General features: G+C 58.0%; 19 protein-coding genes, 1 tRNA gene and 1 pseudogene. 9 read left to right on the forward strand and 12 right to left on the reverse strand.

Translation table 11 applies throughout. The features are described from left to right. The 7 genes and pseudogenes from D779_RS21920 to D779_RS20195 form a co-directional block, all read right to left on the reverse strand. Positions 1 to 409, reverse strand: a 409-nt coding sequence (locus D779_RS21920; protein WP_332307786.1) for a group II intron maturase-specific domain-containing protein, incomplete at its 3' end; no start/stop codon positions are given. A 196-nt stretch (positions 410 to 605) separates the two neighbouring features. Further along, positions 606 to 983 carry a helix-turn-helix domain-containing protein gene (locus D779_RS20175; RefSeq protein ID WP_043758032.1) on the reverse strand — a complete coding sequence of 126 codons (378 nt, stop codon included), beginning with the start codon at positions 981 to 983 and terminating at the stop codon, positions 606 to 608. After that, on the reverse strand, positions 980 to 1,291 hold the full coding sequence (locus D779_RS20180; RefSeq protein WP_043758034.1) for a type II toxin-antitoxin system HigB family toxin: 312 nt from the start codon (positions 1,289 to 1,291) through the stop codon (positions 980 to 982). Before D779_RS20180 ends, D779_RS20175 begins: the two co-directional genes overlap by 4 nt. Positions 1,292 to 1,637: 346 nt before the next feature. After that, positions 1,638 to 2,549, reverse strand: a complete 912-nt coding sequence (locus D779_RS20185) for a hypothetical protein (RefSeq protein WP_043758037.1) — start codon at positions 2,547 to 2,549, stop codon at positions 1,638 to 1,640. A 410-nt stretch (positions 2,550 to 2,959) separates the two neighbouring features. After that, positions 2,960 to 3,040: pseudogene (locus tag D779_RS23240) on the reverse strand (VapC toxin family PIN domain ribonuclease); the annotation flags it as partial. Continuing rightward, positions 3,037 to 3,267, reverse strand: a complete 231-nt coding sequence (locus D779_RS20190) for a hypothetical protein (protein WP_043758043.1) — start codon at positions 3,265 to 3,267, stop codon at positions 3,037 to 3,039. The pseudogene D779_RS23240 and the gene D779_RS20190, both read right to left, overlap by 4 nt. 130 nt (positions 3,268 to 3,397) lie before the next feature. Further along, positions 3,398 to 3,766: a transposase gene (locus tag D779_RS20195; protein WP_269747407.1), complete on the reverse strand. Its 369-nt coding sequence runs from the start codon at positions 3,764 to 3,766 to the stop codon at positions 3,398 to 3,400. Positions 3,767 to 4,442: 676 nt separating this feature from the next. Between D779_RS20195 and D779_RS22460 the strand changes: the two genes are divergently transcribed. The 6 genes from D779_RS22460 (at position 4,443) to D779_RS22470 (ending at position 8,412) form a co-directional block, all read left to right on the forward strand. Further along, positions 4,443 to 4,973: a hypothetical protein gene (locus tag D779_RS22460; RefSeq protein WP_157726480.1), complete on the forward strand. Its 531-nt coding sequence runs from the start codon at positions 4,443 to 4,445 to the stop codon at positions 4,971 to 4,973. Beyond that, a complete protein-coding gene (locus D779_RS20205; RefSeq protein ID WP_157726481.1) occupies positions 4,960 to 5,457 on the forward strand; it encodes a hypothetical protein in 498 nt (165 codons plus the stop codon). Before D779_RS22460 ends, D779_RS20205 begins: the two co-directional genes overlap by 14 nt. An 89-nt stretch (positions 5,458 to 5,546) precedes the next feature. Continuing rightward, the gene (locus D779_RS20210) at positions 5,547 to 5,900 is read left to right on the forward strand and encodes a hypothetical protein (RefSeq protein WP_198295762.1); all 354 of its coding nucleotides are present in this window, start codon (positions 5,547 to 5,549) and stop codon (positions 5,898 to 5,900) included. Positions 5,901 to 5,909: 9 nt separating this feature from the next. Then, positions 5,910 to 6,131, forward strand: coding sequence for a hypothetical protein (locus tag D779_RS20215; protein WP_043758052.1), 222 nt, complete (start codon positions 5,910 to 5,912; stop codon positions 6,129 to 6,131). A gap of 509 nt (positions 6,132 to 6,640) precedes the next feature. Continuing rightward, positions 6,641 to 7,417, forward strand: a complete 777-nt coding sequence (locus tag D779_RS22465; protein ID WP_157726482.1) for a hypothetical protein — start codon at positions 6,641 to 6,643, stop codon at positions 7,415 to 7,417. Between the two features lie 272 nt (positions 7,418 to 7,689). After that, positions 7,690 to 8,412, forward strand: coding sequence for a hypothetical protein (locus D779_RS22470; RefSeq protein WP_157726483.1), 723 nt, complete (start codon positions 7,690 to 7,692; stop codon positions 8,410 to 8,412). A 345-nt stretch (positions 8,413 to 8,757) separates the two neighbouring features. Here the strand turns inward: D779_RS22470 and D779_RS20220 are convergent. The 4 genes from D779_RS20220 to D779_RS20235 all read right to left on the reverse strand — a co-directional run bounded on the left by D779_RS20220 (position 8,758) and on the right by D779_RS20235 (position 10,268). Then, positions 8,758 to 8,831: transfer RNA gene (locus D779_RS20220), tRNA-Gln, on the reverse strand. A gap of 100 nt (positions 8,832 to 8,931) precedes the next feature. Then, positions 8,932 to 9,321 (reverse strand): 30S ribosomal protein S9, encoded by a 390-nt coding sequence (rpsI, locus tag D779_RS20225; protein WP_043758055.1) that lies wholly within the window; start codon positions 9,319 to 9,321, stop codon positions 8,932 to 8,934. 11 nt (positions 9,322 to 9,332) lie between these two features. Then, entirely contained in the window at positions 9,333 to 9,770 is a 438-nt protein-coding gene (gene rplM, locus D779_RS20230) for a 50S ribosomal protein L13 (RefSeq protein ID WP_043758058.1), read from the reverse strand. A gap of 183 nt (positions 9,771 to 9,953) precedes the next feature. Then, positions 9,954 to 10,268, reverse strand: coding sequence for a (2Fe-2S) ferredoxin domain-containing protein (locus tag D779_RS20235; RefSeq protein ID WP_043758061.1), 315 nt, complete (start codon positions 10,266 to 10,268; stop codon positions 9,954 to 9,956). Positions 10,269 to 10,516: 248 nt separating this feature from the next. On the opposite strand from D779_RS20235, the gene D779_RS20240 reads away from it, so the two are divergent. Both D779_RS20240 and coq7 read left to right on the forward strand, forming a co-directional pair. Then, positions 10,517 to 11,668 (forward strand): (Fe-S)-binding protein, encoded by a 1,152-nt coding sequence (locus D779_RS20240; RefSeq protein WP_081763635.1) that lies wholly within the window; start codon positions 10,517 to 10,519, stop codon positions 11,666 to 11,668. A gap of 61 nt (positions 11,669 to 11,729) precedes the next feature. Continuing rightward, the gene (gene coq7 / locus D779_RS20245) at positions 11,730 to 12,389 is read left to right on the forward strand and encodes a 2-polyprenyl-3-methyl-6-methoxy-1,4-benzoquinone monooxygenase (RefSeq protein ID WP_043758064.1); all 660 of its coding nucleotides are present in this window, start codon (positions 11,730 to 11,732) and stop codon (positions 12,387 to 12,389) included. Positions 12,390 to 12,430: 41 nt separating this feature from the next. Here coq7 and D779_RS20250 read toward each other — a convergent pair whose 3' ends face one another. After that, positions 12,431 to 12,847 carry an OsmC family protein gene (locus tag D779_RS20250; RefSeq protein WP_043758074.1) on the reverse strand — a complete coding sequence of 139 codons (417 nt, stop codon included), beginning with the start codon at positions 12,845 to 12,847 and terminating at the stop codon, positions 12,431 to 12,433. Between the two features lie 237 nt (positions 12,848 to 13,084). Here D779_RS20250 and crp point away from each other — a divergent pair, with 237 nt between their 5' ends. Next, entirely contained in the window at positions 13,085 to 13,741 is a 657-nt protein-coding gene (crp, locus tag D779_RS20255; protein ID WP_043758067.1) for a cAMP-activated global transcriptional regulator CRP, read from the forward strand. Positions 13,742 to 13,934 lie beyond the last annotated feature (193 nt).

The following is a 13,934-nucleotide window of genomic DNA, read 5'->3' on the forward strand; positions in this document are numbered from 1 at the left end:
TGGAGTCATGAGTAGCCAGCTTCGTGAGACGAAAACCGGGTGCCGTAAGTGTCTGAGCGGGCACGCGGACTCGACTTATGGGTAAAGCTATGACCAAGGCATGCGCTGTCTTCCAGCCGGGGCCTTTCGGGAGTGGGTGCAGTCCATGGCGGTCATAGAGGTCGCAAGACGGGAATTTGGCGTAACCCGCTTTCCACTTCTTGACCTTGTGTCGCTTGCGCAAGTGAATTCTTAACCGCTGTTCGGCGTGACTTCTAACCTTACTCATCGCCAGACTTGAATTGCGGAAATGGAAGTAGTTCGCCCAGCCGCAAAGGCGGCGGTTGACGCTTCCCACCACATCGTCCAGCGGGATACAGGTCAGTTCCCGTCGCGTCAGTGCCGTCACCTTCGCCGTGATTTTATTCACCGCTTTGTCCGACGGGCGCACGTTCGGATACCATCTGCCAGTTTTGGCGCCTCGACTCATCTGGAGCGCGTGCTGGGGTCAAGCGCGTGCTGGGGTCACGTGCTGGGGTCACGTGCTGGGGTCAGGTCTTGCATTCGAGCATTCTCGAGCCATGCCCTCATCCTGGCTAGACCCTTGCGAGGAGTTAAGCCTTTACTTAGACGCCAGCCCGCCGCATGGGCTTGATGAGGCTTTCCGCCGGGATACCGAACTGGCTGTGCAGCTTCCAAATCATCGGTAGCGTCAGGGATCGGGTACCGTTCAGCACCTCGTAGACGCGATTGGTGCGCCCAATCGCCGGGGCTAGGTCGCTCGCGGTCAGCCCTGACTGCTCCATGCGGAACTTGATGGCATCGATGGGGTTGGGTAGATCGACTGGGAAGTGCTTGGATTCGTAGGCTTCCACTAGGGTTAGCATGACTTCGAAGTGATCACCTTCAGGAGTACCCGGCTCAGGCTCACTGTCGAAAAGAGGCGAGAGTGCCTCAAGCGCCGCACGGTAATCTTGATCGTTGCGAATCGGACGGATATTCATGACGTTCCCCCCATTTCAACGGTTTCGGCATCGATAGCGTCATATTGACGATGCGTACCGATGAATTTCACGTAGATGGCACCATAGCGGTAAGCCACGGCCACGACTAGCCGGTAGTCGTTACCTTTGATGTTGAAGACGACGCGTCGGTTCTTGAGAATGCTCGCGCTGCGATACTTCTCCTTGATCTCGCTCGGAGACTGCCACTCAGCCTTCTTGGCCTCGTCGATCCATGCCAAGAGCGGTTGCTCAGCGTCCGGGTACTGTCCCCAGAAGGCTTTTAGGTAGCTGACCGCAATGATTCTCATGGCCGAATGATAGTCCCGCTACGGGACTGCAGCAAGGGACGCGAGGAAGCAGCACGGAACACGGCCCGCAATCTCCTCGGAATTGGCGTCCTGAGCGATGTTCAGATCGCCCAGGCCACTGGGGCTGAGTATGGCTCCTCAGATCGAGGCGCTGCGTACGGGCAACATGCCCAGATGAACAGAGGCATGAGTCCTCGGCCTTCACCGACAACTTGCTCGTCTCCACGGGGTCACGGGGGCAGGTCTGAAAGGCAGGGCTAGCCCGTTTAAATATTCTGCTTTGGCGTGGTTGACGGATGCTAGCGCCATTCGAGCCTGCCATCTTTCTCTAGCCTTTTCCGTTCGTTCAATTGCCCAGCAAGATGCCATTGTTGGCACTGCCACTCTGCAAAATATCCTCCGAATAGGTGTAGTCGAGTTTGAAGATGATCGCCGGGGAATAGCCGGAATCCCCGTCCAGTGTCAGGGTTCCCCAACCGCCGGTATCTTCGACATTTTGCAGGGTCGCAGTGCTCATGATGTCGGCAAGATCGATCGCCCCCGTGCAGGTGATGTCGGATACCATATTCGCGCTGTTCTGGTTGTGAATCGTGAATTTCAGATGGCTTGAGTATTGACTGGAAGCCCCTGTCATGTCGGTGCCGACCGGTGTGACGAAGAACTTCGTCGTCCATTGGCTCGAAGCCGATGGCTGAAATGTAAAAGGCACCGATTGATCCGTACTGATGACACCGCCGGACTTGCTGAAGTCTGGCTTTTCATCCGCTTTGGTATCGTTGAACGCCTGGTAACCCCAGGCCGATCCACTTTGAATCTCCATCACAGTAGCCTGCCCCATCAGGGTATTGGCCCCTTCCTTGGACGCGGTCTTTGTATCCTTATCGTAGTGATTGACCAGCAAGTAGCCCCGGACGGCTCGTGTCGTAGATGGCAGACTGAACCGACCTTCGTAGCTATCGGGATCGTTGTTCAAAGGGGCGCCATCCCCTAGTGTTCCAGAGGCGTCGAAGGTCACGATATCACCTGGGTAGGTACTTCTGATGAACTCGTACTCCTGACATTCGTCGCCGTTGGTCGCGGACTTGTAAAAAAACCGGTACCTCAGATAGCCGTACGTGCTGGCCATATTGGTGATGCTGATCAGGGTGACGACGTTGTCCGGATTCGAAACGACAAATGGAAAGAGAAGATGATCCGCTTGGCCGAGCGGGCTAACGATCATTCCGGTCGTCAACGCCAGAATCTGGATGTTTTTCATCGAGCTAAAGTCCTCTCAATCAAGTCGTCGAGCCTCGACCATCGCCTGATCCCAGACCGAACGCCGTAGACGGTCATCGTCCCGAGCAAGGCGTGGAAGGATCCTGCGAAGATGGAGAAAAAGGGGGACGGATTTACTGAGCCTTGAGTCATGGGGTAGTTTGGGGACGGTTCGGGCTGATTGAGATAGGCAACAACGCACGCCCAGTTGACTGTACGAAGAGAAAATACATATCCAGGTCAGCCTCGGTGTCACTCAGTATAGTAGTGTACGCCCGCATGGCGCTCGGTTAGCCTCCGATAGCCCCTCCGCGTCTATCGCACCCGTCCAGCTCACCAAGGTCGTCACATGTCCCTGTTGGTCTCTTCCGTTCCGGGCCGGCTGCGTGCCCACGTTCCTTCCTCCACTATAGTGGCCAGCAGCCGCTCACCGACCCGGCCCCGTCCCTTGAAGAAATCGATCAGGGTGTTGGTGTCGAGCAGATACATCAGAACAACTCGCGGCGGACATCCTGGCCTTGTCCGCCGCGCAACGCTTCGGCATCCGGGAAATCGGGCCAGGCACCGGCCAGCTGGCGAACCTCATCGGGCCATTCGGTCGCGGTCCTCTCGCGCACCAGCTCGGCAATCCAACGACTGACGGGTATCCCCTTGCTTTTGGCCGATGCCTTCAGGCGCAATTCGGTCTCGTCGTCGAGGTAGATGGTGATTTGGCCCATGAGCACTCTCCGCAAGAAAATTATATGGCCAATTATACTGAAGATCTGGAGCCTTCGATCATGAGCCGGCCCTTGGTACCGTGAAGCTCCTAGTATTTCCCACCTGAAATTCACTGGTGAATTTACGCCATCAGATGCTTGCCGATGTAGGTCCGGCGGAAGGTTTGGCGAGGGTCTGGTTGAAGCAGCCGACGAACTCGAGGATGCATTTCTTGAGTTCCTCGGTGGATGAAAACCGTCCGCGCTTGAGCAGTCGGCGGGTCAGAATGCCGAACCAGATCTCGACTTGGTTGAGCCAGGAGCAGTGCTTGGGGGTATAGACGAAGCGGATGCGGTGGTCGGGGTTCTGGAGGAAGGCGGCACGGTAGGCCATGCTCTTGAGGATGCCATCCTTGCCCTTGTGACCGAGTTCCGTCTTGATCTCACAGCGCTGAGCGACGAACTCCACCAGGCTGGCGGATTGGTGGATGTTGAGCTGGTCGCAGATGAAGATCCCCATTCACCTTTCGGATCGATGTCGACAGTGGCGGTGAGATGGGCGACGAAGTCGGCCTCGGTGCGGGTGCCGCCGCTGGAGGGCGTGAGGATCTGCCCGGTGGCGACCTCGAAGTTGGCGATCAGCGCTTGGGTGCCGTGGCGCTCGTATTCGAACTCGACGGCTTTGAGACAGCCTGGACGCATCGGATGCGACGGATGGATCGGCTCCAGGGCCTGAATGCCGGTCTGCTCGTCCGTGGAGCCCCTTTCGGCCATTCCGAACGCCGGCCACTACGTAGCCCTGTCCGATGTCGCGCACGACGTCCCACTTCATCTTTCTCTCATCCTTCGATCCCCTTTCAGCCTTCTATCAGCGCCCATTCGCACTCTTGATTCATTCCGATCGCCCGATTCGATCTCGACCCCGTTACGTCTCAAAACGAGACTTCGCTTGCATATCATGTCTTTGATGGAAACCATCGACACGCGAGAATAAGAATACCCAGACCTCGGAAGAGGTCTGGGTAACACATATTTATTAAAAATAAATAAATATCTTTTTCTATTCATTTCGAGTCGACCTTCTGAACGCTCTCTGAATCGTTTCCATCGCGCCGTCGATACGGCTCACACGACGCCTCATCCGTTCACTCGGATGGGGCGTTTTTCATTGTCAGACTGGATACAGGGTGAATGCGATGTCTGATCACGATGCCGCTCCGGCGGCCGACTCATTGCCTTCCATGACGCCGTTTCGCGAGGCGTCGATCCCCAAGCTCAGTGAACGGGCGAGTGGACTGTTGACCTATCGCGTCGCGGTCGATGGCGAAGGGGCCTTACATCTCTCGGTCGTCGCCAATCAGGGTGGGGCCTATTTCAGTACCGAGTGGGTTCCGTTCCAGCGCGTTCGCGAGTGTCTCGGCGATCTCATGGCCTCGGGCGCGAGCTTCCCGACGGCTCGCCTGTTGGATGCCTATCACGGGCGATCGGTCAACAACGGGGGCTTTCTCGCCGCCATTCTGCGTCACGAGGGTTTGCTGCAAGCCGGTGATCCCCCGACCCGTCATCGTGTCTCGGGCGATTGGGATGCCTGGGAAACGGCCCAGCATGAACTGGCTGCCTCTGGGGTCCCATTGGCGAGCGCGTCATCGCCATCCGGTGTCAAGGGACGGCGTCGTGGTCGTCGTAGCCGTGCGACCCCTTCGGGAGATGGACATGCAAACACTTGAGCGCTTGAGCCAGTTGCCGACGATCGTCGATCCGGTCATGCGCGCCTGGATCGCTCAACGCTGGCGCGAGGTCTTGGAGAGCGGCACCGAGACGTCTTTCGTGCTGTTGTCGCCGTCGGATCCCCTGTTGGAATCCCTGTGGTCCGTTTGCTTCGGCGATCAGTTCTCATCGTCGCCGTCCTGGGAAGAACTCGATGTCTGGATCGAGTACGTGGTCGATCAGGGGTCTTTCTATGAGGTCGTGATCCTGCCCAATCAGGAGGCATCACTGATCGCACTGGTGCCGAAGGGTGACGCGGTCTCTCCGATTCTCTCTATCGTCGAACGAGGTGCATATGCCATCCATCCGGGTTCTACCGAAGTCACCCCTACTGATGCAGATTCTGATCGAGGTCGGGGTGATTCTGCTCCATGTCGCCTGCCAGCGACGGGGGAAACGCTCGTCACTCGGTTGATGCTGCCGTATCTACCGAAGGGGTTCTAGTCCGTTCGCCAGCCATGACAAAGACCCGCTCCAGCCTTATGGAGCGGGTCTTTGTCTTTTCAGGATGTTTTCTTCACGAGTCTTTATCCATGAGCAAGACACGACTGGATACACCCCTGGAGCCCCTCTCAGCGATCCATGAGCCGAGCCTACCGACCGATTCCATGAACGGGCCTCTGTTTCCTCTTGGACGTCTGATGGCGACTCCCTCGGCCTTGGCCACGCTGGAGAGCCACGGGGTCGATTCCTTGTCGCTCCTGCAGCGTCACGTCCGGGGTGACTGGGGCGATCTCACGACCGAGGACATCGAGGCAAACCGTCTAGCGCTCAGAGAGGGTTTCCGACTTCTGTCGAGCTACCGGATCACGGATGGGGTCAAGGTCTGGATCATCACGGAAGCAGACCGTTCGGTGACGACGGTGCTGTTGCCAGAAGACTATTAGGAGCGCCTCATGGCGAGATCGTCCTACCGCTCACCTGTCGATGCCGAGATCGCCGCCTTCGTGGCTCGACTGGACGCCGACTTGCGGGAGTATTTCGAAGAGCGAGCGGCCATCGCCGAATTCGATGGCGGTCTGAGTCGCTCAGACGCCGAGCGTCAGGCATATGATCTGACCCGGGATCTGCTGCAGCGTCGACATCCCAGAGATGACGCCGTCGATCCCTGGGCCTGATGGTCCGTCGACCGTGCGAACCCGACCGGAAATCGACCGGAACGGGTTCGTACGGTCGTCTTCGACCAGACAGCCCTGACGTCCATGCGCTTGAAGGGCGCGACAGGGAGGTAGTCATTTTTTTATCAGAAGACTGGAGGTTGACGGACTGGGGGTACGTCGGGCTGAACGTCAGGGAGATCGGTTCAGCGCATCTTTTTCGACGATCCGGACAGTGCAGCTTTGACCATGTCACGAGTCGCATAGCTTGGCATCGGAACTCCCGGCCATGAGCCTCTAATTGTCACTTTCCATGTCCGGGTTTAAGATCGAGCCGTGTTCGTATCGAGAACAGATCCCGGGAGACGCTTAGCAGCAGTATTGGAGTAATAGACACCTGCGATCTACCCTCGCCATGTAGACGGCAAATGTGGTGAGCATGCTAGCCAGCACAGAACATAGATAATCGGCTTAGCGCCATATTTAGCGCTCCCATCTACTCAACTATTAGCTTTCAATAGGAAATGTTGGTGCCAATTGGTAAATGTAAACTGTGCAATAAAGTTGGCGAACTTCAAGATTCCCATGTGTTACCAAATGCACTATTCAAAAACATTTTCAGGGCAAATAAAGGGAAGGCGATTCACTTTAATGATGATAAGCACACATTTGTTAGATACGAATCGAAATCGTGGTCAGAATTCATGTTGTGCCAAAATTGTGAACGACACATAAACGAATCATATGAGCAAGAGTCAATTGCCGCAATCAGAAATTGCTTGAGTTCAGTGCGCATCAACAAAACAGACACAGGAATAACATTCGCAAATATTAATCAAAAAACGCTTCAACTCTTCTTGGTTTCTATACTATGGAGGGCTGCGGCATCAACGCATCAAGCATATGAAAAAGTTTATTTACCAGAGCCGTGGAAAGAAGAAATAAGAATCTCAATTTTAGAAAACAAAAAGGTGCGATCATCCCTTGTAGGAATACAGTTAAGAAGACTTAGTGATCCATCAAAAGACGGTTTTTCTTTGGCCTCCCTTAAGCAATTACTGATATCACCATTTTTTCGGAATCACGGCAATCGCTTTTCATTTTGTTTTCTAATTGAGGGTTTTTTTGTTGAGATTTTTGTACCTGGAATTCAAGCCAAGAGAAGAAATGATTTAGGCATTGTGGCACCGAATAAAAGTATACTATTTGTTCCATATCAAGATATTTTTGATATTCCTGAGTTGGTACAGATAATGGTATCTGGCTATGGGAAGTTTGTTGATGGCAAATCTCGCATCAAAAGCTAACACACACCTACAGCCAAACTCATACTGAGCGCGTGACTCATGATTTTCTCGCAGCGCGGTATGGGTAGGCTTAGGGAAGCGCTGATTTAATCTATTTTTCGGCTTTAATTGCCTTGCAAGAGATTGATTTGCTTGGGGCTGGAATTCCAAGTTAGGAATTAATCAGCGTTTCCCTAACATTCACATCCAGCCGAAAGCAAAAATCGCCGTTTCGCTCTGCTTATGCGGCCGACTAATGTTAGACGTTAGCCTCAACACAAAGAGCAAAGAAAATGAGCAATGCCAATCTCACCGTTCCGACGTTCGCCCCTGAATTCGAAAAAAAACTGAAGTTGCTCGACAACCCCACATGCCAAGGATGCAATCCCGACCCGGAGCTTAAGCATCCGCTTCTTCCATGGTTACTCGGCGAGAACTTTTACCAAACTGCAGAACGCATCGTTTTTGTCGGAAAACCGCATCGAGGCACGCCAGGCCACATACGGCCCAGCGGAGTAATTGATCCGACAAAGGAGATTTTTGGCCCAGATGGTTTATGGAACGTACATTGGCCATATTGGAGCTATACCCGCGAAATTGCGGAGAATCTCTACGGCATGAACGCAGCCGACTACATTTGCCTCACGAACCTCATAAAGTGCACCAACACTCACACTAAAGATAATACTACCCGAGAAATGGCTGCTGGGTGTGTACGAGAGTTGCAGGTAATCTGGAAAGAGATCGAAGCCATAGAGTGCCGAAACGCTGTTTTTTATACCTATAAGCTATACCCAAAACTCCTAGAAAGTATCCCAGTTGCTTTACCGGGAACCATTCAGCAAGTAACGCCATACGAGCATTCCGTGCCTTGCCGCAACAAGCTTCTTGGCTGGTGGGAGCGTACCTGTAGCACAGCATGGTGCGAGGATTTCCGCTTATTGGTCGTTGGACATCCAGAGCGGAAGGGGCGGCCCGAGTTCGTTGAACTCATCACCAATTGGCTACGTCAATAATACGGCTAATACGCACCTCAAGCCGACCCCATATTGCGTCCCGGATTCATCGCGTCGCGTCATCCTTCTTACAGCGCCGTATATGCTGGAGCACAACCAAATGTCTATCGACAGATTGAAGCAATCACGAAGATTGGAGGGTCAATCATCCTCTACAGCATCTCTTGTCGTCCTTACCTGAGGTGTTCGGAAATACTATTTTCAGTCAAAGGATTCCCCTGAAGCACTGTCTAGCGAGTCTCCAAAACCGTCTCTATCTGGAAAGAACCGTACGCAGCTCCACCCAGAATAGGACCGGAAACAAAAAGAAAGGGCTTAGCCTCTCGGCTAAGCCCTTCTTTTGTATGGCTGGGGAACTAGGATTCGAACCTAGATTGACGGAGTCAGAGTCCGCTGTCCTGCCGTTAGACGATTCCCCAAAAACTGCTTTTTATACCTGCCCGGCAGATTCCGATGTCTACGCGGTTACTGAATTATAACCAGAGCGACGCCAGGAAAAAACCGGGAACAGGGCGCCGATTAGCGCTTGGAGTACTGCGGACGCTTGCGCGCCTTGTGCAGACCGACCTTCTTACGCTCGACTTCACGTGCGTCGCGGGTCAGGAATCCAGCGCGGCGCATCGGAGAGCGCAGCTCTTCGTCGTAACCGACGAGGGCGCGGGCGATGCCGTGACGGATGGCGCCTGCCTGTCCGGTATTGCCGCCGCCAGCGACGGTCACCTTGACGTCGAGGCGATCGACCAGGCCAGCGGTTTCGAGCGGCTGACGAACGACCATGCGAGCCGTTTCGCGACCGAAATACTCATCGAGCGGACGGCCGTTGACCGTGATGGAACCGGAGCCCACCGACAGGAAGACCCGCGCAGCGGATGTCTTGCGGCGACCGGTAGCGAGTTGCGTCTCAGACATGCGTGTAATTCCTAAACGTTGAGCTCAAGGACCTGAGGCTGCTGTGCCTGATGGTCGTGGTTCGGCCCGGCATAGACGCGCAGCTTCTTCAGCATGGCGCGACCCAGAGGTCCGCGCGGCAGCATGCCCTTGACGGCGAGCTGAATGGCGCGTTCCGGAGCGGTCTCAAGCAGCTTGCTGAGATTGGTGGACTTCAGGTTGCCGACGTACCCGGTGTGGCGGTAGTACATCTTGTCCTGCAGCTTGTTGCCGGTCACACGAATCTTCTCGGCATTGACCACGACGAGATAGTCGCCAGTGTCCACATGCGGGGTGTACTGGGGCTTGTGCTTGCCGCGCAAGCGACGGGCCAGCTCAGTAGCCAAGCGACCGAGGGTCTTACCATCGGCGTCAACCAGGTACCAGGCGCGGCGAACCTCGGCGGGTTTGGCGCTAACAGTCGTCGTCATGATCCTTCGCTCCGGGGAGCCGGCGCACTGTAGATGGGGCGCGCAGGCCGTGAATTCGTTGCTTCGAGAAAGACCGCGAACTATACGCGAGCATAATGGCTTACGCAAGCCCAAAATCATCGCGTACGATTCCGGGCCTCGGAAGCGGTTCTGTCGGATGTCGCCGCGGGATCTGCGGCCCGGCTAACCGGGCAGTTTCAGCCGCTCGACGATACGCCCGTTCACCAAATGCTCTTGCAGGATCTCCTCGGCATCGGCCTCGCCAGCGTAGCTGTACCAGACGGCATCCGGATAGACCACCATGACCGGCCCCTCTCCGCAGCGACCGAAACAGCCCGCCGAGTTGATTCTAACGCCACCCGGCCCGGCCATCCCGAGCGCCTTGGTCCGATCCTTGAGGTAGTCGCGTACCGAGCCACCGCCGGAACTGGCGCAGCATTGCCGGCCTTCGTCGCGTTGATTGGTGCAGACGAAGACATGATATTTGTAGTAAGCCATCTTCAATAGCCTGAATTACACTCACGGGTCCGCATCGAGGTTACCATGACTCGGCGCGGTCGGCGCCGCCCAGGCTCGAGGATTCGTTCCCCTACCCCGTCGCTCCGCCCAGCCTTTTCGACCCTCTGCGAACCAAACGCCCCTCTGCCTGCCCTGTGAAACAACTGCCCCGAAACGGTCGCCCCATCGGATCGACCTCAGCTCCCTGTCCTTCGAGCCAGGAACTGCTTCGACTCGCCGACCAGTGCGTGAAATGCGGACTCTGCCTGCCGCTCTGCCCCACCTATGCCCAGACCCGCAACGAGGCCGACTCGCCGCGTGGGCGCATCTCGCTCGTCCAAGGCTGGCTGAGCGGCGATCTCGAGATGAGCGCCAGACTGACCGCCCACCTGGACGGCTGCCTGACCTGCCGCGCCTGCGAGCGCGGTTGCCCGTCGCTGGTGGCCTTCGGCCGGATCATGGATGGTGCCAAGACCCGCCGGATCGCCGAGTCGAGGCCCGAGCGTCGCCTGCTCCATCGGATATGGATCTCGGCATTGTCCGATCCCCGCCTCAACGCGACGCTCGGACGTCTTGCCAAGATCTATGCTCGCAGCCCCCTGGCATCTCTGGCCCGATGGCTGCGATTGGACAGGCTCGCCACACTCGGACCCCTCCTCCGGCTGAGCGGCGCGATCGCGGCCACGGCAGAACCGGCACGGCCGCGGCCCCTGGGGCAGGCCGACATGGACCTCTTCATCGGCTGCAGCGGCGAGACGGCCCAGGGCCACGTCATCGCCTCCACGCTCGAACTCTGCGAGCGGCTCGGCGTGCGCGTCAATCTTCCCGCCAGGCACGCCTGCTGCGGCGCCATGCTGCACCATAACGGCCTGCCCGAGGAGGCGAAGGCGCACCGCGACGCCGTGGCCCGGGGCCGCGCCGAACGCCCCCTGGTGGGCATCTCAAGCGCCTGCGTCGCCGAGCTGAAGGAGTCGCCGGAGCTGGCCGACACCCAGGAGATCTGCGAGTACCTCGACCGGCTGCAGTGGCCGGAATCGCTCCAGCTGCGCCCCCTGCGGGCACGCGTCCTCGTCCACGAGCCCTGCTCGCACCGCAATCTGCTCGGCGGCAACGCGGCCGTGCACCGCCTGCTGGCACGCATTCCGGAACTGGACGTGGAACCGATGCCCGAGAATCACCGCTGCTGCGGGGCCGCCGGCACCTATCTGCTGCAGCAGCCGGAGATGTCCGAGAGGCTGCTCGCCGACAAGCTGGAATCGGCCCTCGCGGCGGCCCCGGACATCATGGTCACGACCAATTCGGGATGTGCGCTGCATCTGTTGGCCGGGGTCCAGGAGGCGGGACGCGCCGTGGAGGTCTGTCATCCGGTGGAATTGCTCGCTCGCCAGCTGCCGAGTTGAAAAGCGGTCGCTCGCCACTCAGAATCTTGTGCATCGGTTCAATCGAAAGTCGACACCCATCATGACGACACGCACACACCAGCCACGGCATTACACCCAGCTCGACCGCCTGCTCATCAACGCCGATCAGGCGCTGCGCACCCTCTTCGGACGCCCCCAGACGACCGAGCGCCCCAACCCCGCGAGCGATCACGACGAGTCCGAGCTCAGAGAGGATCAGCGCCGCCACATCGCGCGCCTGATGCGCATCAACCACACGGGCGAGGTCTGCGCCCAGGCGCTCTATCAGGGTCAGGCGCTGACGGCCAAGCTGCCCGAGACGCGCGACCGCCTGGAGCGCTCGGCGGAAGAGGAGAACGACCATCTCGCCTGGTGCGCCGAGCGGCTGGAGGAACTGGGGGATCGCAAGAGCCTGCTGAACCCGGTCTGGTACGCGGGTTCATTTGCCATGGGTGCCGCCGCCGGACTGGCCGGCGACAAATGGAGCCTGGGATTCGTGGTCGAGACCGAGCGTCAGGTGGAGAACCATCTCAACGGCCACCTGGAGCAGATCCCCGCTCAGGACGAGAAGAGCCGCTCGATCCTCGAACAGATGAAGACCGACGAGGTGAGACACGCTCAGGTGGCCAAGGCGGCCGGCGGGACGGATCTGCCCGGCCCCATCCGCCAGGCGATGAAGCTCACCTCGCGCATCATGACCCGTACCGTGTACTGGGTCTGATCGCTAACGCCTCCGCCGCCCGGGCAAGGCTCGGGCGGCCATCAGGCCTCGCGCAGCTCGAAATCGTGCGTCACGGTGGCCGTGGCGCCGAGCATGATGGAGGCCGAGCAGTATTTCTCGGCACTCAGCTGGATGGCCTTCTCGACCCGCTTGGGATCCAGCCCCTTGCCGGTGACGATGAAATGGGCATGGATACGGGTGAACACCTTGGGGTCGGATTCGGCCCGCTCGGCCTCCAGCTCGACCACGCAGTCGGTCACCTCCTGACGCGCCTTGCGCAGGATCAGCAGCACGTCGAACTGGGTGCAGCCGCCCATTCCGAGCAGCAGCATCTCCATCGGTCTGACACCGACGTTGCGCCCCCCGAGATCGGGCGGCCCGTCCATGACGACACCGTGCCCAGAGGCGGATTCGCCCAGCATGGCAACCCCATCGATCCACTTGACCCTAGCCTTCATCATCTCTCCCGTTCGTTCGGTCCGACCGGCGCTCGTGGCCGGCTCGACTTGCGCGATCGCGCGCAAGACTGTACACAGAGCATCCAGGACTCCACACACCCTGATCCGGCCGTTTCGCCGTGGAAACGGGGCCGGACGGATGCCACATCCCAGGCACCGCGCGAGGCTAGCACAGTTCGACAAGGTGCCACAGCATGCCTAGAATCAGTGAAACGCGGCCCGGACGACACAGCGACCATGACTATCCTGAGACCTCTGAAAGAGAATCCCAAGTGGCTGGAACCCTTTCTGGCGCAGTGCCATACCAAAACCTACGATAAGAACGTCGAGTTCATCCGACAGGGACAGGCCGCGGAGAGCCTCTACTATCTGATCGACGGCTCGGTCTCCGCACTCATCTACGACGAGGAGGAGCGCCGGGAACTGATGCTCGCCTACATCAACAAGGGCGAGTTCATCGGCGAGATGGGTCTCTTCATCCCCCAGAATACCCGCAGCGTCATCATCCGCACCCGCACCAAGTGCAAGGTCGCCGAGATCACCTATCAGCGTCTCGACCGGCTCCTGACCGACGAGCTGCGCGACGTCGCCAAGGAATTCCTCTACAGCATCGGACTGCAGCTGTCCCAGCGCCTGAGGATCACCAGCCGCAAGGTCGGACATTTAGCCTTCCTGGACGTCACCGGCCGTATCGCCGGCACCCTGCTGGATCTCTGCAAGCAGCCCGACGCCATGACCCATCCCGACGGGATGCAGATCCGCGTCACCCGCCAGGAACTCGGCCGCATCGTCGGCTGCTCGCGCGAGATGGCGGGACGGGTGATGAAAAACCTAGAGGAACAGGGACTGGTCAGCGTCAAGGGCAAGACCATCGTGGTCTACGGAACCCGATAGCGCTTTCCGAAACCGGCGTAGGGCGCAATAGCGACAGCGTATTGCGCCGCAGGCAGACAAGCGATTTGGTCCGCACAGCGGAGCCTACATCCTCGCGAACAGCGCAATACGGCCGCCCCCAAGATCGAACGGCGCCAGCTCATCGAACGCTTCACCGGCAGCAAAACGACGAAGCCACCCTCGAAGGCGGCCT

The organism is Imhoffiella purpurea, assembly GCF_000585215.1.
Classification (GTDB): Bacteria; Pseudomonadota; Gammaproteobacteria; order Chromatiales; family Chromatiaceae; genus Imhoffiella; species Imhoffiella purpurea.